The organism is Corynebacterium guangdongense (assembly GCF_030408915.1).
Taxonomy (GTDB): domain Bacteria; phylum Actinomycetota; class Actinomycetes; order Mycobacteriales; family Mycobacteriaceae; genus Corynebacterium; species Corynebacterium guangdongense.
Window position 1 is genome coordinate 2,126,273 of record NZ_CP047654.1, and the last position, 18,522, is coordinate 2,144,794.

Annotated in this window: 15 protein-coding genes; 6 read left to right on the forward strand and 9 right to left on the reverse strand. The window is 69.0% G+C overall.

Features of this window, described 5'->3' with window-relative positions:
• Window positions 1–4 precede the first annotated feature (4 nt).
• A complete protein-coding gene (gene idi / locus CGUA_RS10015) occupies window positions 5–553 on the reverse strand; it encodes an isopentenyl-diphosphate Delta-isomerase (RefSeq protein ID WP_290195268.1) in 549 nt (182 codons plus the stop codon).
• A 10-nt stretch (window positions 554–563) separates the two neighbouring features.
• Window positions 564–1,130 (reverse strand): hypothetical protein, encoded by a 567-nt coding sequence (locus CGUA_RS10020; RefSeq protein WP_290195270.1) that lies wholly within the window; start codon window positions 1,128–1,130, stop codon window positions 564–566.
• Between the two features lie 142 nt (window positions 1,131–1,272).
• Between CGUA_RS10020 and CGUA_RS10025 the strand changes: the two genes are divergently transcribed.
• The 5 genes from CGUA_RS10025 (at window position 1,273) to brnQ (ending at window position 8,911) form a co-directional block, all read left to right on the forward strand.
• Window positions 1,273–3,171, forward strand: a complete 1,899-nt coding sequence (locus tag CGUA_RS10025) for an ABC transporter ATP-binding protein (protein WP_290195272.1) — start codon at window positions 1,273–1,275, stop codon at window positions 3,169–3,171.
• Between the two features lie 35 nt (window positions 3,172–3,206).
• A complete protein-coding gene (locus CGUA_RS10030) occupies window positions 3,207–4,346 on the forward strand; it encodes a MalY/PatB family protein (RefSeq protein WP_290195275.1) in 1,140 nt (379 codons plus the stop codon).
• 181 nt (window positions 4,347–4,527) lie between these two features.
• On the forward strand, window positions 4,528–6,330 hold the full coding sequence (gene treS / locus CGUA_RS10035; protein ID WP_290195277.1) for a maltose alpha-D-glucosyltransferase: 1,803 nt from the start codon (window positions 4,528–4,530) through the stop codon (window positions 6,328–6,330).
• The gene (locus tag CGUA_RS10040) at window positions 6,323–7,435 is read left to right on the forward strand and encodes a phosphotransferase (protein WP_290195280.1); all 1,113 of its coding nucleotides are present in this window, start codon (window positions 6,323–6,325) and stop codon (window positions 7,433–7,435) included. The genes treS and CGUA_RS10040 overlap by 8 nt, the downstream gene beginning before the upstream one ends.
• A 69-nt stretch (window positions 7,436–7,504) precedes the next feature.
• On the forward strand, window positions 7,505–8,911 hold the full coding sequence (gene brnQ, locus CGUA_RS10045) for a branched-chain amino acid transport system II carrier protein (protein WP_290195282.1): 1,407 nt from the start codon (window positions 7,505–7,507) through the stop codon (window positions 8,909–8,911).
• 58 nt (window positions 8,912–8,969) lie between these two features.
• Here the strand turns inward: brnQ and CGUA_RS10050 are convergent, their stop codons facing one another.
• The 7 genes from CGUA_RS10050 to CGUA_RS10080 all read right to left on the reverse strand — a co-directional run bounded on the left by CGUA_RS10050 (window position 8,970) and on the right by CGUA_RS10080 (window position 17,457).
• A complete protein-coding gene (locus tag CGUA_RS10050) occupies window positions 8,970–10,814 on the reverse strand; it encodes a BCCT family transporter (protein ID WP_290195284.1) in 1,845 nt (614 codons plus the stop codon).
• 154 nt (window positions 10,815–10,968) lie between these two features.
• Complete coding sequence (locus CGUA_RS10055) at window positions 10,969–11,988, reverse strand: zinc-binding dehydrogenase (protein ID WP_290195286.1); 1,020 nt, start codon at window positions 11,986–11,988, stop codon at window positions 10,969–10,971.
• A 3-nt stretch (window positions 11,989–11,991) separates the two neighbouring features.
• Entirely contained in the window at window positions 11,992–12,672 is a 681-nt protein-coding gene (locus tag CGUA_RS10060) for an HAD family hydrolase (RefSeq protein WP_290195288.1), read from the reverse strand.
• Window positions 12,673–12,705: 33 nt separating this feature from the next.
• A complete protein-coding gene (gene phnE / locus CGUA_RS10065; protein WP_290198370.1) occupies window positions 12,706–14,334 on the reverse strand; it encodes a phosphonate ABC transporter, permease protein PhnE in 1,629 nt (542 codons plus the stop codon).
• A 35-nt stretch (window positions 14,335–14,369) separates the two neighbouring features.
• Window positions 14,370–15,230, reverse strand: coding sequence for a phosphonate ABC transporter ATP-binding protein (gene phnC, locus CGUA_RS10070; protein WP_290195290.1), 861 nt, complete (start codon window positions 15,228–15,230; stop codon window positions 14,370–14,372).
• A gap of 42 nt (window positions 15,231–15,272) precedes the next feature.
• A complete protein-coding gene (locus CGUA_RS10075; RefSeq protein ID WP_290195292.1) occupies window positions 15,273–16,199 on the reverse strand; it encodes a phosphate/phosphite/phosphonate ABC transporter substrate-binding protein in 927 nt (308 codons plus the stop codon).
• 136 nt (window positions 16,200–16,335) lie between these two features.
• Window positions 16,336–17,457 carry a TIGR03364 family FAD-dependent oxidoreductase gene (locus tag CGUA_RS10080; protein ID WP_290195294.1) on the reverse strand — a complete coding sequence of 374 codons (1,122 nt, stop codon included), beginning with the start codon at window positions 17,455–17,457 and terminating at the stop codon, window positions 16,336–16,338.
• Between the two features lie 212 nt (window positions 17,458–17,669).
• Here CGUA_RS10080 and CGUA_RS10085 point away from each other — a divergent pair, with 212 nt between their 5' ends.
• Complete coding sequence (locus CGUA_RS10085) at window positions 17,670–18,428, forward strand: GntR family transcriptional regulator (protein WP_290195297.1); 759 nt, start codon at window positions 17,670–17,672, stop codon at window positions 18,426–18,428.
• Window positions 18,429–18,522 lie beyond the last annotated feature (94 nt).

The following is an 18,522-nucleotide window of genomic DNA, read 5'->3' on the forward strand; positions in this document are numbered from 1 at the left end:
TTTCCTACCCCTGCAGCAGGCGCTCGCGCAGACGCGGATCGGCCAGCTCCTCGACCAGCCAGGGGCTGAAGGCGAAGGGGGTCGCGTCGACGGCGTCGAAAAGCTGCTGCGGCGTGGCCCAGTCGTGGGAGTCGATCTCCTGGGGGTTCGGATCCAGCAGCGCCGGATCCGAGATCCGCACGACGAAGACCGGGCAGATCTCGTTCTCCACGATCCCGGAGGAGTCCACCGCCCGGTAGCGGAACTCCGGCAGCACCGTCTCGACCTCGCCAAGCGCGGCCGCCGGGATACCCATCTCCTCGAGGCCGCGGCGCACGACGGCCGCCTCGTTGGACTCGCCCGGGCCCGGGTGGCCGCAGTAGGAGTTGGTCCACACCCCCGGCCAGGTGCGCTTGCCCAGGGCGCGGCGGGAGAGGAGGACGCGTCCGGCGTCGTCAAGCAAGTAGGCCGAGAACGCGAAGTGCAGCGGCGTCTCGGCGGTGTGAATGGTCGCCTTGTCGGCGGTGCCGGCGGGCAGTCCCTTGTCGTCAGCGAGAACCACGAGTTCAGTCATGTCTACGACCCTAGATGATGAGGTCCCCGGCAAAAATAACGTTGCCGATCCGGAACTCCGCGTCCCACAGGTTGCCGCGCGAGACGTCGTAGGTGAAGTGCAGGTTGGTGGTCGCCCCCGCGCCGAGCGGAAGATCCAGCGGCACCTGCACCGGCGGCGAGCCCGCCGGGACCTCGACCTGCAGCGTCGACGCCTCCTCCATGTCCCCGCCGCCGGCGTTGTAGCGCAGGGTGGGGGTGGCCAGTTCCTGCGGCGGCAGCGGCACGTCGTTGAGGTTGGTCACCGCCACCGAGACGACGGTCCCGCCGTAATCGCCCAGCGTGGTCCCCTGGAAGTGGTACTCGACGTTGAGCCCCTCGTCCACCACCGGCTCCCGGAACTCCGAGCGCGGCACCTCCTTGGGCGCCACCTCACGGGTCTCCGGAGCCGGGTTATTCGTCGTCGGGCTCACTTCCAGCGACTCCGTCGGCGTCAGCTGGGTCGACGCGCCGTTGTCCGAGCCACAGGCCACGAGCAGCAGGGCGGAGGCGGAGAGGGCCGCGGCAATGGCCGGTCGAGCGACAGTCAGGTGGCGCACTGGCTTGCCTTTCTAGGAACGCACGGGGGCAACAACAATGGGTGGCAGTCTAGTCTCCCCGATCGTATGCGCGGGACTGGGCCGAGGTTGCTACGATCACCATTCTCTTGTCCACCACCCCCACGTGAGGAAACCACCGCCCGTGTCGTCACTGGTCCGCATCCTGCGCAGCACCTCCGCGCTGGCGCCGCTGTACACCGCCATCTTCCTGACCGCGACGGTCAGCGCCGTGCTCGGGCTGGTCAGCCCCTTCATCCTGCGGGAGGCGACCGACACCATCGTCGCCACGCTGCAGGGCGAGACGGCCGCGGCGGCCGCGACCCGCACCATCGTCCTGCTCGCGCTGGGCCTGCTCGCCGCTGACCTGACCCACTCGGTGCTCAGCAACGTCGGCGGCTACTTCGGCGACGTCATGGGCGCGCGCCTGCGCCAGATCCTCTCGACGCGCTACTACGCCAAGCTGCTCTCCCTGCCGCAGTCCTACTTCGACGGCCAGGTCACCGGCACGATCATCGCGCGCCTGGACCGCTCCATCACCGGTGTGACGCAGTTCCTGCAGTCGATCTCGAACAACTTCCTGCCGATGATCATCCAGACCGTGGCGATCCTGGTCATCACCACGTTCTACTACTGGCCGCTGACGATCCTGCTGGCCCTGCTCTTCCCCATCTACATGTGGCTGACGGCGCTGACCTCGAAGCGCTGGCAGAAACTCGAGCGCCGCAAGAACGAGCAGATCGACCTCGCCGGGGGCCGCTTCTCCGAGACCGTCGGCCAGGTCAAGGTGGTCAAGTCCTTCACCTCCGAAATCCGCGAGCTGGCGACCTTCGGCGGCCGCTACGCGAAAACCGTGGAGATCACCCGGCCGCAGTCCTCGTGGTGGCACCGCATGGACACGCTGCGCCAGGGCGCGATGAACGTCATCTTCTTCCTGATCTATCTGCTGCTCTTCTTCCAGACCCTCAACGGCCGTTTCACCCTCGGCGACATGGTCATGCTGCTGACCCTGGTCAACATGGCCAAGCAGCCGGTGTTCATGATGAGCTTCGCCGTCGACGCGGCCCAGCGCGCCATCGCCGGCTCCCGCGACTACTTCGAGGTCCTCGAGGAGGTCCCCGAGCCCACCGCCAACCACCAGCTCATCGAGGCCACCTCCGGCTCCGGCATGCCCGACCTCGACCTGGGCGTCACCGCGCCACTGCAGCCGGCGCCGGGCGCGCCCGTCATTGAGCTCGAGGACGTGACCTTCGCCTACGAGCGGGGCAAACCCGTCCTCAGCGACGTCTCCTTCACCGCTCACGAGGGCGAACGCATCGCCCTGGTCGGCGAGTCCGGCGGCGGCAAGTCCACCATCGTCAACCTGCTGCTGGGCCTGTACCGCCTCTCCGAGGGCAGGCTCTCCCTGTGCGGCCGCGACACCGCCGGGCTCTCCGCCGAACAGCTGCGGTCCTCGGTCGGCGTGGTGTTCCAGGAGCCCTTCCTCTTCTCCGGCACCATCCGCGAGAACATCGCCTACGGCAAGCCCGACGCCACGCAGCCCGAGATCGAGGCCGTCGCCCGGCGCGCCAACGCCCACGACTTCATCATGGCCTTCCCCGAGGGCTACGACACTGTCGTCGGCGAGCGCGGCCTGCGCCTGTCCGGCGGCCAGAAGCAGCGCGTCGCCGTCGCCCGCGCCATGCTCAAGGACGCCCCGGTGCTGGTCCTCGACGAGGCGACCAGCGCCCTCGACAACCGCTCCGAGCGCCTGGTCCAGGCCGGGCTCGACGAGTTGATGAAGGACCGGACGACGCTGATCATCGCCCACCGCCTGTCGACGATCGCCGACGTGGACACCATCATCACCCTGGATCAGGGTCAGGTGGACGAGATCGGCTCCCCCGCCGAGCTCGCCACCTCCGGCGGAATCTATTCACAGCTGCTGGCGCTGACCGAGTCCACCTCCAAGGCCGACCGCGAACGCCTCAAGCAGTGGGGCTTCGTCGGCGACGCCGGGCTGACGGATGAGGACTACGACGAGGCGGAGGACGAGGCGCGGTAGCGGTGCGCTCACGGCCGGTGGGTACTCTGACACTCATGGAATTTCCGAGTCTCGAGGAACTGAAGGCACGCCAGACCCGCAAGTGGACCGTCTACGACGACGACGTCCTGCCCCTGTGGATCGCGGAGAGTGACTTCCCCACCGATCCGCACGTGAAGAAGGCCATCAGGGACGCCGTCGACAACGAGGCCTTCGGCTACACCCCGGGCTCCAGCGGACTGCCCGAGGCCCTGGCCGACTTCTACCAGGAGCGCTTCGGGTGGCGCCCGGACCCCGCCAACATCCGCACCATCGGCGACGTCATCCGCGGCATGCTGCTGGGCCTGCAGTACTTCACCCGCCCCGACTCCCCGGTGCTGGTGCCGGTCCCGACCTACCCGCCGTTCCTGGAGCTGCCGGAGACGGCCGGGCGCCGGCGCGTCGACATCTCCGCCGAGGGCGGCCTCGACCTCGACGAGGTGGAGGCCGGGTTCAAGGCCGGAGCGGGGGCGCTGCTGCTGGCGGCGCCGAACAACCCGCTCGGCTACCTCTACGACGAGCCGACGCTGCGCGCCCTCATCGACCTGGCCGACAGGTACGACGCCCGCCTCATCGTCGACGAGATCCACGCCCCCATCGTCTTCGAGGGCAGGCACATCCCGCCGGCGTCGCTGGGCCCGGTCGCGGCGAAGGTGTGTTTCACCGTCACCGCCACCTCCAAGGCCTGGAACATCGCCGGCCTCAAGTGCGCGCAGGTCATCCTCACCAACGAGGAGGACGTGGCCGTCTGGAACAGCCTGACCGGCGTGGCCAAGGACGGCACCGGCACCCTCGGCGTCTTCGCCGCGGAGGCCTGCTACAGCCGCGGCGGCGAGACGCTGGACGCGCAGGTGGCGCACCTGCGCCGCACCCGCGACTGGGTCGCCGACGAGCTGGAGAAGGCCGTCCCGGGTCTCAGGGCCACCCGCCCGGCCGCGACCTACCTGATGTGGCTCGATTTCTCGGACACAGCCATCGCCGGGGAGGAGCGCCCGGCGGCCTGGCTGCGCAGGCACGCCCGCGTCGCGCTCAACGAGGGCACCTCCTTCGGCCCGGGCGGCGCCCACCACGCCCGCCTCAACTTCGCCACCTCCGAGGAAATTCTGGCGGAGGCGATCAGCCGCATCGCGACGGCCTTCGAGGAGCTGGGCAGGTAGCCCCGTCGCGGGCCGGGGCGCCCCCTGCCTGAGGGGATCGCCGTCGGGGCGTCGATAAGCGGCGCCCCTCACGCAGGGGGTGCTCCCCGACCGCACGGGCAGCGGAAAAGCACCTGAAAGAACCCGGGCAAAGGCCGGAAGCCCCCGGCAACCCCACCGGAACTTGCCTACCCTGGTGGCCATGACTGCTGAACCACTGGACGTTGCCAATTCCCAGGACACCCTGCTCGAGCCGCCGCGCGCGCAGACCGACGCCGCGGGCTTCATCGTCGAGCACGAGTCCCAGGACTACGACACCCCGGCGCCCGCCCCGGGAGACAACCCATGGGAGCGCCCGGACCACGACTGGTACAAGGACGCCGTGTTCTACGAGGTCCTGGTCCGCGCCTTCTACGACCCGGACAACACCGGTTCCGGCACGCTCAAGGGCGTGACCCAGAAGCTGGATTACCTGCAGTGGCTGGGCATCGACTGCATCTGGCTGCCGCCGTTCTATGATTCGCCGCTCAAGGACGGCGGGTACGACATCCGCAATTTCCGCGAGATTCTGCCGGAGTTCGGCACGGTCGACGATTTCGTCGAGCTCATGGACGCGGCCCACCGGCGCGGCATCCGCGTCATCACCGACCTGGTCATGAACCACACCAGCGACCAGCACGCCTGGTTCCAGGAGTCGCGGCACGACCCGGAGGGGCCCTACGGCGACTTCTACGTGTGGGGCGACGACCCGACCCGCTACTCCGAGGCCCGCATCATCTTCATCGACACCGAGGAGTCGAACTGGACCTGGGACCCGGTGCGCAAGCAGTACTTCTGGCACCGTTTCTTCTCCCATCAGCCGGATCTCAACTACGACAACCCGGCGGTCCAGGAGGCGATGCTGGACGTCATGCGCTTCTGGCTGGATCTCGGCCTGGACGGCTTCCGCATGGACGCGGTTCCCTACCTCTTCGAGCGCGACGGCACCAACGGCGAGAACCTGCCGGAGACGCACGCGTTCCTCAAGAATGTGCGTCGGGTCATCGACAAGGAGTACCCGGGCCGCGTGCTGCTGGCGGAGGCGAACCAGATGCCGGAGGAGGTCGTCGACTACTTCGGGGACAAGGACAAGGGCGACGAGGCGCACATGGCCTTCCACTTCCCGGTGATGCCGCGCATCTTCATGGGCGTGCACCAGCAGTCGCGGACGCCGGTCTCCGAGATCATGGCGCAGACCCCGGACATCCCGAAGACGGCGCAGTGGGGGATCTTCCTGCGCAACCATGACGAACTCACCCTCGAGATGGTCAGCGACGACGAGCGCGACTACATGTACGCCAGCTACGCCAAGGACCCCCGGATGAAGGCCAACGTCGGCATCCGCCGTCGCCTGGCCCCGCTGCTGGACAATGACCGCTCCAAGATTCACCTGCTCACCGGCCTCCTGCTGTCCCTGCCGGGTTCCCCGGTCCTCTACTACGGCGACGAGATCGGCATGGGCGACAACATCTGGCTCTCCGACCGCGACGGCGTGCGCACCCCGATGCAGTGGACGGCGGACCGCAACGGCGGTTTCTCCCGGGCCGACCCGGAGCGCCTGTACCTGCCGCCGATCCAGAACGACCAGTACGGTTACTCCTCCCGCAACGTCGAAGCGCAGATGAAGGGGACGAACTCGCTGCTGAAATGGATCCGTCAGCACGTTCACGTGCGCAAGCAGTCCCGGGCGTTCGGCCGCGGCACCTACCGCGAGCTCGACAGCGAGAACCAGACCGTGCTGACCTTCCTGCGCGAATACAAGAACGAGACTATCCTGTGCATCAACAACTTCTCCCCGCGCCCGCAGGCGGTGCAGCTTGATCTGTCCGAGTTCGCCGGCATCCGTCCCCGAGAGCTGACCGGCGGCGAGTACTTCCCGATGCTCGATGACCGTCCGACCACCTACACCCTGTCGCCGCACGGATTCCTGTGGCTCGAATTGACCGTGGAGGAAGAAAATGACTGACCGCAAAGCCATGCTTGCCGACGCCCGGTTCTACGGCGCCAAGTCCGAACCCATCGACGCCGTCGAGCTCATTGACTCCCATCCCCTGCGCAACGGCACCCTGGAAATCCTCGCCGTCACCCACGGCGGGGTCACCGACCTCTACCAGGTGGTCGTCGACGAGGACGGCGAGGACATCCTGGGCACCTCCGGCGCGGTGTCCTACGTCCAGGCGATCGTCGAGGGGGCGGTCGGCACGCTGCACGGCGACGCCCCGGTGGGCCACGCCGCCCGGAAGGTCGAGGGCGAGCAGTCCAACACCTCGCTGGTCACCGGCAGCGTGCTGGTCAAGGCCTTCCGGCGGCTGGAGCCGGGGCTGAACCCCGATGTCGAACTGCTCAGCGAAATCGGCCACTGCCCCAACGTGGCGAAGGTGCACGGCTGGGTCACCCGCGAGATCGAGGGAGAAGAGTACACCCTGGCCATGATCCAGGACCTCGTGCTCGAGGGCCGCGACGGCTGGGAACTGGCCCTGGACTACGCGGCCCGGGGTGAGTCCTTCGCCCAGGAGGCACGCCTGCTAGGGCGGGCCACCCGCCACGTCCACGACGCGCTGAAGCTGGCCTTCCCGACCACGACCGCGGACCTCGGCGTCTCCCTGCAGCGGCACGCTGAGGAGCTCGCCGCCCGCAACGGGGACGTCGCCGGGGTCGTCCCGCAGGCTCATGACCTCTACGCCGGGCTGCCCGAGGGGGAGGTCCAGCGCATCCACGGCGACCTGCACCTGGGCCAGGTGCTGCGCACCGCCGAGGATTACGTGCTCATCGACTTCGAGGGCGAACCCGCCCGCTCGCTGGAGCACCGTCGCCTGGCGGATTCCCCGCTGCGCGACGTCGCCGGCATGATCCGTTCCCTCGACTACGCGGCGAACTTCGGCGAGGGGGCTCCGGAGGGCTGGGCGGAGGAGGCGACCGAGGCCTTCTTGGTGGGCTACGGAATAGAGCGTGACGCGGTGCTCGACGCGTACATCCTGGACAAGGCCCTCTACGAGGTGGTCTACGAGGCCGACCACCGGCCCGAGTGGGTGAACATCCCCCTGGCGGCCGTTGCCCGCCTGATGGGATGACTTTCTCACTGCAGAGCACCCGGGTAGCGTGAGGCGCAGTTCACCCACACCCGAAAGGCACCCGCGCCAATGTCCTCCTCCCCTGCGTACACGCAGCCGAAGTCGCACATCTCCATCCTCGTGGCGACCACGCTGATGTTGTTCTCCATGTTCTTCGGAGCCGGCAACCTCATCTTCCCGCCGATGCTCGGCGTCCAGGCCGGCACCAGCTTCTGGCCCGCCATCCTCGGCTTCCTCGGCGCCGGCGTGCTGCTTCCGGTCATGGCCATCATCGCCATCGCCCTGTCCGGCAACAACGTCCGCGACCTGGCCTCCCGTGCCGGCGGCGTGTTCGGCCTGGTGTTCCCGATCCTGGCCTACCTCTCCATCGGCGCCTTCTACGCCCTGCCGCGTACCGGCGCGGTCTCCTTCGAGACCGCCATCACCCCGCTGACGGGTGCCGACGGTCTGCTCGCCTCGGGCGTCTTCAACTTCATCTTCTTCGGCGTTGCGCTGCTGCTGTCGTGGAACCCGAGCACCGTCGTCGCCACCCTGGGCCGCTGGCTCACCCCGGCCCTGGTCGTCCTGCTCGCCGTCCTCATCGGCGCGGCCCTCTTCGGCTACGACACCCAGGACACCGCCCCCACCGGCGGCTACGAGAGCAACCCGATGGCCACCGGCCTGGTCGAGGGCTACCTGACCATGGACGCCATCGCCGCCCTGGCCTTCGGCATCGTGGTCATCGCCACCTTCCGCTACAACGGCGTCTCCGAGGGCAAGCCGCTGGTGCGCTACACCATCCTGGCCGGCGTCGGCGCCGGCCTCCTGCTCGCCGTCATCTACGTCGGCCTGGGCGTGATCGGCACCCGGACCGCCGACGGCGCGAGCTACGACAACGGCGCGACCATCCTGACCGACGCCGCCGGCGACCTGCTCGGCGGTCAGATCGGCCTGGTCATCTTCGCCCTCATCGTGCTGCTGGCCTGCCTGACCACCGCCGTCGGCCTGATCACCGCCACCTCGGAGTTCTTCACCACCCTGGCCCCGGGCGTCTCCTACAAGACCTGGGCCGTCATCTTCGCGGTCACCTCCTTCGGCATGGCCACCATGGGACTGAACACCGTCCTGTCCATCGCCGCCCCGGTCATCGGCTTCATCTACCCGCCGGCCATCGCGCTGACCATCATCACCCTGATCGTCCCGATCTTCGGCCGTGCCCGCTACATGCGCTGGACCTACATCCTGGGTGTGTGGACCGCGGTCGTGTGGTCCCTGCTGGCCACGCTGCACTCCCTGGGCTGGGGCGCCGCCGCCATCGAGCCGCTCATCTCCTGGGCCCCGATGCAGGACGCCTCCCTCGGCTGGGCGCTGCCGACCGTCGTCGCCACGATCATCGGCGTCGTCATCGACCTGGCCACCCCGGCGCGCACCTACCCGCGTGCCACCGGCATCGCCGCGGAGGAGGCGCCGGCAGCCACCGAGCCCGCCCGCGCCTAGGCTCCCCCGCATGACGAAGCCCCTGTCACCGAGTTCCGGTGACAGGGGCATCGGCGTTCTAAGGCTGCCGGGCCTGCGGGGCGCGTTGCTCGACGACGCGCACACTGCGCTGCGGCCAGTCCCCGTCCCGGTCCCGGTCGACCACCTCGCCGACCACCCCGAAATCCCCGCCGACGACCACGTCGCCCGGGATGACGATGGTGCCCTCGGCGTCGTACTCCAGCACCGGCTGCGGGAGCGGCTCACCCTCCTCGGAGTAGCCGGGCGCCGGCCGGGCGTCATGCTCCTCGAGCTTCTCCGGGGAATCGGTCCGCTCCCACTGGCGGGTCCGGATCCGGTCGGCCGCCTGGGCGTCAGCGTTCATCCCCCGCACCAGGGCGAACATCATGATGAACTGGGCGAGCAGGAAGGGCAGACCCATGATGATGGCCACCTCCTGTAGCGTCGCGATGCCGGTCTCCGGGGAGATGATGAGCAGCGCCGCAGTCACCGCGCCGATGCCGACGGCGTAGGTCACCCGGTAGTAGGTCGGGGTCGTGTTCTCCTCGCCGGTGGCGAACATGTCCATGACCATGGCCGCGGAATCGATCGAGGTGATGAAGAAGACGACGATGATCAGCACCGCCAGCGGCGCGACGACGGCGGTCAACGGAAGGTTGTCCAGCAGCGTGAACAGCGCCGCCTCCGTCCGCCCGTCTTCGATGACCGGGCCGGTCATGCTGCCGGGGTCGGCGAGTTCGATCTCGATGCCCGTGCGGCCCATGATCGCGATCCAGATCATGCTGAAGATGGACGGCAGGGCCAGGACCCCTCCGATGAACTCGCGGACGGTGCGGCCGCGCGAGATGCGGGCGATGAACATGCCGACGAAGGGCGACCAGCAGATGGTCCAGGCCCAGTAGAAGACGGTCCAGCTGCCGAGCCAGCCGGGGTTTTCGGCGAAAGAGTCGGTCCAGAACATCAGCTCCGGCAGGGCGCCGGCGAAGATACCGACGCTCTCGACGGTGTGGTTGAGCAGCCTCAGCGTCGGGCCGGTGGCGAGGATGAACACGATCAGTGCGACGGCCAGCCCGATGTTGAGGTTGGAGAGGATCTTGATGCCCCGATCCAGGCCGCTCGCCACCGAGACCGACGCGACCACGGTGATGAGCAGGATGATCAGCAGCTCGACCCACCCGACCAGGGGCACGCCCCAGACGATGTTGAGCCCGGCGTTGATCTGCAGGACCCCCAGCCCGACGGAGACGGCGATGCCGAAGGTCGTGCCGATGATGGAGAGGACGTCGATGAGTTTGCCCGGCCAGCGGTAGATCTGTCCGCCCAGCAGCGGGGCGAAGACGCTGGACAGGCGCGGCGGCAGCTTGCGCTTGTAGATGAAATACCCGAGCGCCAGTCCCGGGAGCGTGAAGACCACCCACATGTGGATGGTCAGGTGGTAGAAGGCGTAGGCGAAGCCCTGCTCGATCGCCTCCTGAGACATCGGAGCCAGGTCTCCCTGGGGCGGGTTGTAGGAGTGGTGCAGCGGCTCCGCCGCGCCCCAGAACATCAGGGTCGCGCCCATGCCGGCCGCGAAGAGCATCCCGAACCAGACCATGAGCGGATAGTCCGGCCGGTCGTCGTCGTCGCCCAGCCGGAGATTGCCGAAGCGGGACACGAACACGGCGATGAGGAAGAGGAAGATTCCGGAGACGCCGCCGATGTACAGCCAGGCGAGGTTCCGGTTGAGGCCGGAGGCGATGTCGGCGAAAAACTCCTGCGCCGTCGATCCGAGGATGATCGTGATGAGAACGAAGGCGGCGATGAACCCGGCGGCCCCGAACATGATGACGGGATCGGACTGAATGCCCACCCGCCTCCTCCCCGGGGGCCGTCTCTCATAGTCCTCTTTGCTGCGTGGACTCATGGACTCTGGCTGGCTCTGGTGGGCCATGGGGTGAAGTTCCCTTCACTTCTCGGGTGCAGGTCGCGCCCCATTGTCACAGCCGCGGTGCCGCCTGTCACGTCGCGGAGTGAATCGGGCGTCCCCTCCCCCGGCGGGTGGCGGACTTCGGGCGGGGTCAGCCCAGCCGGATGTCGACGACCTCCCGGAGGCCGTCCGGTGCGGCTCGGAATGCCTCGGCCAGTTTCTCGAGCGGGTACCTGCGCCCGAGGATCTCCTCCCACGGCAGCAGACTCCCGTGCTCGCCGAGGAATCGGACTGCGCCGGACAGGTGGCGGGGCTCGTAGTTGTGCACTCCGGTGACGGTGCGCCAGCCACGGACCAGCCACTCCGGGTCGAGGTCCACCGGCTCGGTCGGGGCGACCGACCCGGCCAGGACCGCGGTCCCGCCGATGTCGAGTGACCCGAGCGTCGCCTCGACGCCCGGGCGGGCGCCGGAGAGCTCGATCGCGACGTCGACGGGCCCCCGCGCCTGACCCGGTGCGAGGACGTCGTCGGCGAGTCCGTCGACAAGCAGTCGGGAGCGTTCGTTCGGGTCGACGGCGATGACGTGTCCCGCTCCCCCGACCTTCGCGGCGGCGACGGCGGTCACGCCCAGCATGCCCAGACCGTTGACCAGGACCGTGCGTCCCGTCAGCGGGCCGGCCGCCTCCAGGCAGGCCATGACCGTGGCGACGGCGCAGCCCGCGGTCGCGGCGACCGCGTCCCCGACGTGCTCGGGAACCGTCGCGACCGCCTGGCCGGGACGCACGACCAGGTGGGTGGCGTAGGTCCCGTTGAGCCGCCAGCCGCCGTCGAAAAGCTCGTGCCCGATCTTGCGGACGTCGAGGCATTTCGCGCTGAGCCCCGCGCGGCAGCGGGCGCACTCGCCGCAGGTGTCGGTCACGGAGAAGACGACCCGGTCGCCGACCCGGACCCCGGCGCGCCGGCTGGCCGACACCTGTCCCGTCCCCTCGTGCCCGAGGATGGACGGGTGGGGTCCGGGTCGGCGGCCGGAGACCGTGTGTCGGTCGGAACCGCAGATCGTGGCCGCGGTGATCTCGACGAGGAGTTCACCGTCGTTGAGCTCAGGGAGGGGCACCTGCTCGGAGCGGAAACGATCGCCGCCGAGCCAGAGCTGAGCTGATGCGTGGGCCACGGGTCAGCCCTCCGCGCCGACGGTGACCAGGGTGGCGATGTCGGCGGCCGACTCGAGGACGTGGTCGGCGCCGAGCTCGCCGAACTCCGCGCGGCCGAGGTGGCCGGTGAGCACGCCGACGGAGGTGACGCCGGCGGCCTGGGCGGAACGGACGTCGGCGGCGGTGTCGCCGACGCTGATGACCCGGGACGGGTCCCCGACCCCGAGTTCCGCCATCACCCTCGTGATCATGTGCGGTTCGGGGCGACCGGCCTCGACCTGGTCGGCGGAGACGCTGGCGTCGAGGTTGAGCCCCACGCCCCAGCCCATCGAGTCGAGGATGAGGTCCGCGATCTCGCGGGAGAAGCCGGTGGTCAGCCCGACCCGGACGCCGCCGGCGCGGAGCTCGGCGAGGGCCTGCGCCACCCCGTCGAGGGCGACCGGCGGGTGCTCGGTGTAGGTGCGGCGCAGCTCCGCGCGGAACCAGGCCCAGGCCTTCTCGACCAGCTCATCGGTGACGGTGACGCCGCCGATCTCGAGCAGGTTGCGGATGGCCCATTTCTTCTCGGTGCCCATCCAGTCCTGGAACTGGGCGTCGGTGTAGACCGCGCCCTCGCGTTCGGTGGCCTCGCGCAGGACGCGGTAGACCTCGTCGCGGTCGTCGATGGTGGTGCCGGCCATGTCGAAGATGGCGAGTGCGTACATGGGATTGAACCTCCGTGGGGTTGGGGTGGCGGGTCAGCGGACGGTGCGGCGCAGCCACATGGAGACCAGCTCCACGAGCAGGACCACACCGACCATGAGGATGAGAATCATCGTCACCACGTCAAACTGGTTGATGCGCGAAGCGTTGAGCAGCAGGAAGCCGATGCCTCCCGCGCCGACGACGCCGAGCAGCGTGGCGGAACGGATGTTGGTGTCGAGCAGGTACATCGTGTGGGCGACGAACGCCGGAGCGGCCTGGCGCAGCGTGGCGGAGAAGAAGACCTGCACGTCGGTGGCGCCCGCGGCGCGCTGGGCGTCCTGGACCGCGGTGTCGGTCTCCTCGAGGGAGTCCGCGATGAGCTTGGACAGCAGACCGATCGCGCCGACGGACAGCGCCAGGGCGCCGGCGACGCCGCCGAGTCCGCTGATCACGACGAAGATGATCGCGAGGATGAGTTCCGGGATGCCGCGGATGACGACGATCAGGCCGCGGAAGAAGCCGTGCACGTACCTGCCGCGGACGACGTTGCGGGCGGCCAGCACACCGATCGGCACCGCGAGGACCGCGCCGATCAGGGTGGCGGCCAGGGCGATCTGGACGGTGACGATCAGGGCCTCGATGAGCGAGGGCCAGGCACCTCCCGCCGACGGCGGGAAGAACAGGGCCGTGGTGGCCGGGACGTTGGCGATTCCGGCGGCCAGGCGTACCCAGTCGAGCTCGACGATCCACAGCGCCGCGGCCAGCAGCGCCAGGACGAGTGCACCGGAAGCGAAGCGGGCGACGCGCTCGCCTGTCCAGGGCGGGCTGAGACGGAGATCGTCGCCCCGCGGCGCACGGCCCCGGTTGAGCAGGCGGTCGACCCAGGTCCCGCCCGCGGCGCCGCCCAGCAGCGCCTGGCGGATGGAACCGGAGATGATCTCCAGCACGATGCACAGCACCAGGACGATCAGCGCCAGCGCCATGCCGCGCTGATAGTTGAGCACGCGCAGCGATTCGGAGATGGCCAGACCGATGCCGCCGACGCCGACGTAGCCCAGCAGCACCGACGTGCGCAGGTTGATGTCGAAACGGTGCAGCGCCGTGGCGATGATCTGGGGCATCAGCCGCTGCGGGACGACGACCCAGACCTGCTGCCGGCGCGTGGAACCGGTGGATGCGACCGCCTGGCGGGGTCCGTCGTCGAGGTCCTCGATGGCGTCGGCGTAGAGCTTGGCGACCATGCCGACCGAGTGCACGCCCATCGCGAGGATGCCGGCCGCGGCGCCCAGACCGAAAAGGCGCATGAACACGATCGCGAGGACGAGGTCCGGGATGGCGCGGGCCAGGACGATCAGCGCGCGGGCGGCGCCCTGGGCGCCCGGTCCGCCGGTGGTGGTGCCGGCCGCGGCCAGCGACAACGGAAGGGAGAGAAGAACGGACAGGAGCGTGGCCAGGAAGACGATGGCCAGCGTCTCCGCGATCAGCGCGGCGGTCTCACCCGGCGGCGGGAAGTCGAGGGGGAACATCCGGCCCACGAAGTCGACCGCGTTGTCGAGGGAATCGGCGATCGTCGCGAGATTGATCCCGAGGGAGTTGAGCGACCAGACGCCGCCCACCAGGAGCAGCAGCAGCACGGCGACGGCCGCCACGGAGTTCAGGGTCGGCGCTGGACGGGCGGGCATGTCGGCCTGCCGCGCCGGTGCCACGGCGATGGTGCTCACGGGTGCCGCTCCTCGACGCTCACGAGAGCCGCCGACGCCGGCTCCCCCGTGTCCGCCGCGGCGACGGAGGAGTAGATGCGCGAGGCCTCCTCGGCGGTGAGGCTGGCGGTGTTCTCGTCGAGGACGATCCGCCCGGAGCGCAGGCCGATGATGCGTTCGGCGAAGTCGATCGCCAGCTGCACCTGGTGCAGGGAGGAGATGACCGTGAGGTTGTCCTCCGCGGAGATCTGCAGCAGCAGGTTCATCACCTCCTGGGCGGAAACCGGGTCGAGTGAGGCCACCGGCTCATCCGCCAGCAGGATGCGCGGGTTCTGCATGAGCGCGCGGGCGATGGCCACCCGCTGCTGCTGTCCGCCGGACAGGGTGTCGGCGCGCTGGAACGCCCGGTCCGCGAGTCCGACACGGTCGAGCTTCTCCAGGGCTTCCCGGCGCACCGACTTCGGGTACATCATCAGCGACAGGCGCGGGCCCCGGAGTGAACCGAGGCGGCCGGTGCACACGTTCTCCAGCACGGACATCGGCCCGACCAGGTTGAAGTCCTGGAAGATGACGCCGACCTCCCGGCGGAGATCGCGCAGCTGCGGCTGTGTGAGGTCGGTGAGGTCGCGGCCCAGGACCCGGATGTTTCCCGAGGTGGGGGTCGCCAGCCCGTTGATGTGGCGCAGGAGCGTGGACTTGCCGGAGCCCGAGAGACCGAGCAGGACGGTGATCTTGCCGGTGCGGAATCCGACGGTCACGTCATCGAGGCCGCGGACCCCTCCCCCGAAGTCCTTGGTGACGTCATCCATCTGCACCGCGTAGATGGAGTCCAGTTCGCGCTGCATCTCGGGGCCGGGGGGCCGGTTCTGTTCGGTCATGTCTGGGTTCCTTATTCCTGTTTGTTGGCTGGCGGGCGCCGATTATCCGACGGAGGCGCAGGCCTGCGCCTGGGTGACGTCGCAGAGCTGGCGGATGGAGTCGAAGTCGGAGTCCTCGACGGCGAGGTAGCCCCATTCGGTCTCCTCCGGCAGGGCGCAGTCCTCCTCCGACTCGCAGATGCCGGCCTCGACGAGCGCCGGCTTGTTGGCCTTCTCGCGGATCACGGTGGTGATCTGCTCGGCGAGCTCCGGGCTCAGGGACCCCGTGTTCACCGTGATCGGGTCCTCCGGGATCGGGTCGGACTCCCACACGGCTCGGAGCGCGCCCGGTTCGATCTGGCCGGACTCCTCCAGGGTCGTGAGCATGGTGTCGTGCGCGAAGGCCACGTCACAGCTGCCCGAATCCAGGGAGAGCAGGGAGGCGTCGTGGCCGCCCGCGAGGATTTGCTCGATGTCGGCGTCCATGTCGACGCCGACGTCCATGAGCCCCTTCATCGGCACCAGGAAGCCGGAGGTGGACGCCTGGTCGACGAAGCAGACGGTCGTGCCCGGGAGGTCCTCGAGGGAACGGATGTCGGAGTCCTGCCTGACGTAGGCCAGCGACGTGTACGCGGGAGTGACGCCCGGATCGTTGGTCGGTGCGGCGACGGGGTCGATGTCGACGCCGGAGTCCTTGGCGATGACGTAGGAGAAGGGGCCGAAGGAGCCCACGTCGACCTGACCGGCGCGCATGCCCTCGATGACGGCCGCGTAGTCCGACGCGTTCTGGAACTCGACGGTCACGCCCGTCTCCTGCTCGATGAGCTCGGTGATGTTGCCGAAGGTCTGCTCGAGGGTGGCCGAGGATTCCGCCGGGACGGCGGCGAAGGTGATGGTCTCTCCTGCGGATGCGGATCCGCAGGCGGCGAGTCCGAGGGAGGCGAGGGCGGTCACTGCGCCGGCGGCGAGGATGCGGGAGGGGGTGGTCATGGTCGGGAGCCTTTCTGAGGTGAGGGAGGGGTCGGGTCGACGGGCGGTACAGGACGATCTTGACCCACCTAGACCAAACTTGTCTAGTTGAGTTGGAAGTGTTCACGTACAAGTAACCGGGAGGTAACCTGCGAAATCAGAAACCTGGCACGGTTTCCCGGGAGAGCGCCACGTCGGCGACGCCAAAAGCCAAGGTCATGCCGATGCCGGAGGTGACCACCGCCACGGTGGTCCGCTCATCGACTTGTTCAAGAACAAGGTTGGTCACCGGGCTGTCCGCATAGCGCCCCTGCCACCTTTCCAGCACCCGGGGACTTTCCACGCCGAAGAGCGCACCCCCCTTGCCCAGCAGGAGATCCGCCGTCGCCGCGTCCACGAAGGGCTCCGGGCTCAGCGAGTAGCCGTGGGAGTCACCGATGAACAGGCCCCGGTCGTTGCCGGTGGCCATCAGGTTGGCGATGCAGCCGACCAGGTCCGGCTCCCGCTCGGCGAGCTCCCGCCGGAGCGCGGGAACGCTCGGCATGGCGGCGATGCCGTCGTAGCGCGCCATCGACGTGCCGGTCAGGACCGCCACCTCGGGACGGACGGCCGCCGGACGCTCGATGAGCGCCATCGCCAGGTCGCAGACCCGGACCTGGTGCCGTTCCGCCAGGTCCGGGAAGATCTGCATGAGGCTGAAACCCGGACAGACGACGACCCGCCCCGCCCGGAATCGGCCGCGCGTCGTCTCGACGATCCCGTCGGCGGCGGAGTGGACCTGGGTGTTCCAGGTGAATCTCACACCCCGGTCGGCGAGCCACCGCGCCAGCGCCGGGGCCGCCTCACGGGGGTCGACGCGCATGTCGCGCGGAAGGTGCGCGCCACCGACGGCCTCGAGCCCGGGATTGCCGAGCGCGTCGGCAAGCTCGTCGCGCCCGACCAGGCGGACCCGCTCCGGCCCGCGATGCTCGGCGAATTCGCGCAGCACCTGCATTTCCACCTCCGTCGCCGCCGGCAGCCAGGTACCGGAGGTCGCCGCCCAGAACCCGGCGGCCGCCGCGGCGCGCAGCCACCCGGCGCGGGACACGTCGGCGACGTCCTGAATGCCGTCCGCCTGCGCGGTAAAGCAGGCGTGGCCGAAGTTCTGGACGGAGGAGCCGACGACGCGGTCGGCCGCGTCGATGACGTGGACGGACTGTCCCTGCTCGTGAGCGAGGAAGGCGGTGGCCAGCCCGATGATTCCGGAGCCGACGACAATGAGGTCTGGGGAGGTATCCATGCCCCCATCTTCCCAACTCGACCACCCGGGAACAAGACTTGCCTAGACAAGTTAAAGAGTTGTTAACCGATAATTTGGCTGGACGTCGCCTAGATTGCCCAGTCACTCCAATAGTTTCCCCGCAATTTCCCGAAAACATCCCCATCTTGTCCACGTTTAAATACACTTGTCCATATCCCAGACCCCTGGGGCCCGTGGAAAGGAACCGCCTCATGCCGCCGCGTCAGCGCTACACAGAGATCGCCGCCCATCTGCGCCAGCAGATCAGGGACGGTGCGCTGGCCCCCGGGGACGAGCTCCCCTCGGAGGCGGAGCTGTGCCGGCAGTTCGACGCCGCCCGCGGCACCGTCCGCCAGGCGGTCGCGGTCCTGCGGCAGGAGGGGATCGTCTCCTCCGGCCAGGGCCGGCGCACCCGGGTGCTGGACACGGTCCCCACCCAGCCGTTCGACGACAACATCTCCTTCACCCAGTGGTGCCTGGCCTCCGGCGTGGAACCGGGGCAGGTGACCCAGTGGGTGACGAAGCGGAAGGCGGATCCGCACCTCGCCCTCCTGCTCGATCAGCCCGACGACGCCCTCATCGTGTCCGTCCTCCGGCTCCGGACGATGAACTCGGAACCGGCCATGGTCGAGAGGCTCAACTACGCCCCCGAGTTCGGCGCGCACGTGCTCACGTTCGACACGGATTCCGGTTCGATCTACCAGCACCTCCGTGACAACGGGGTGCAGATCGACTCGGCCACCCGCATCATTGACGCGCTTCCCGCCAACCAGACGGACGCGGACCTGCTCGGGGTGGAGGTCGGCACACCCCTGCTGCGCGTCCGGCGCCGGGCCTTCACCCCGGACGGGACCCCCATCGAGGCCTCGGACGACCGCTACCTCTACGACAAGGCCAGCATCACCACGACCTCGACCCGGACCTCCCCCTCCAACACGAGTCTGGTGACGGTGGATTCCGTCTCCTTCTGACGGCTCCTCGCCCGTTGCCCCTCCGCCCGGGCCGCGCCCCTCGGCGGGCCACCTCACCCACCCGGGCCACGCCCCCGGCCCCTTCCGTAGGGTG

What these genes read in the sequence shown, in the direction of transcription:
- treS (WP_290195277.1), top strand. Translation starts at nt 4,528, where the DNA reads ATGACTGCTGAACCACTGGACGTTGCCAATTCCCAGGACACCCTGCTC.
- CGUA_RS10085 (WP_290195297.1), top strand. Translation starts at nt 17,670, where the DNA reads ATGCCGCCGCGTCAGCGCTACACAGAGATCGCCGCCCATCTGCGCCAG.
- CGUA_RS10040 (WP_290195280.1), top strand. Translation starts at nt 6,323, where the DNA reads ATGACTGACCGCAAAGCCATGCTTGCCGACGCCCGGTTCTACGGCGCC.
- CGUA_RS10030 (WP_290195275.1), top strand. Translation starts at nt 3,207, where the DNA reads ATGGAATTTCCGAGTCTCGAGGAACTGAAGGCACGCCAGACCCGCAAG.
- CGUA_RS10080 (WP_290195294.1), bottom strand. Translation starts at nt 17,457, where the DNA reads ATGGATACCTCCCCAGACCTCATTGTCGTCGGCTCCGGAATCATCGGG.
- CGUA_RS10075 (WP_290195292.1), bottom strand. Translation starts at nt 16,199, where the DNA reads ATGACCACCCCCTCCCGCATCCTCGCCGCCGGCGCAGTGACCGCCCTC.
- phnC (WP_290195290.1), bottom strand. Translation starts at nt 15,230, where the DNA reads ATGACCGAACAGAACCGGCCCCCCGGCCCCGAGATGCAGCGCGAACTG.
- CGUA_RS10060 (WP_290195288.1), bottom strand. Translation starts at nt 12,672, where the DNA reads ATGTACGCACTCGCCATCTTCGACATGGCCGGCACCACCATCGACGAC.
- idi (WP_290195268.1), bottom strand. Translation starts at nt 553, where the DNA reads ATGACTGAACTCGTGGTTCTCGCTGACGACAAGGGACTGCCCGCCGGC.
- CGUA_RS10050 (WP_290195284.1), bottom strand. Translation starts at nt 10,814, where the DNA reads ATGAGTCCACGCAGCAAAGAGGACTATGAGAGACGGCCCCCGGGGAGG.
- phnE (WP_290198370.1), bottom strand. Translation starts at nt 14,334, where the DNA reads ATGCCCGCCCGTCCAGCGCCGACCCTGAACTCCGTGGCGGCCGTCGCC.
- brnQ (WP_290195282.1), top strand. Translation starts at nt 7,505, where the DNA reads ATGTCCTCCTCCCCTGCGTACACGCAGCCGAAGTCGCACATCTCCATC.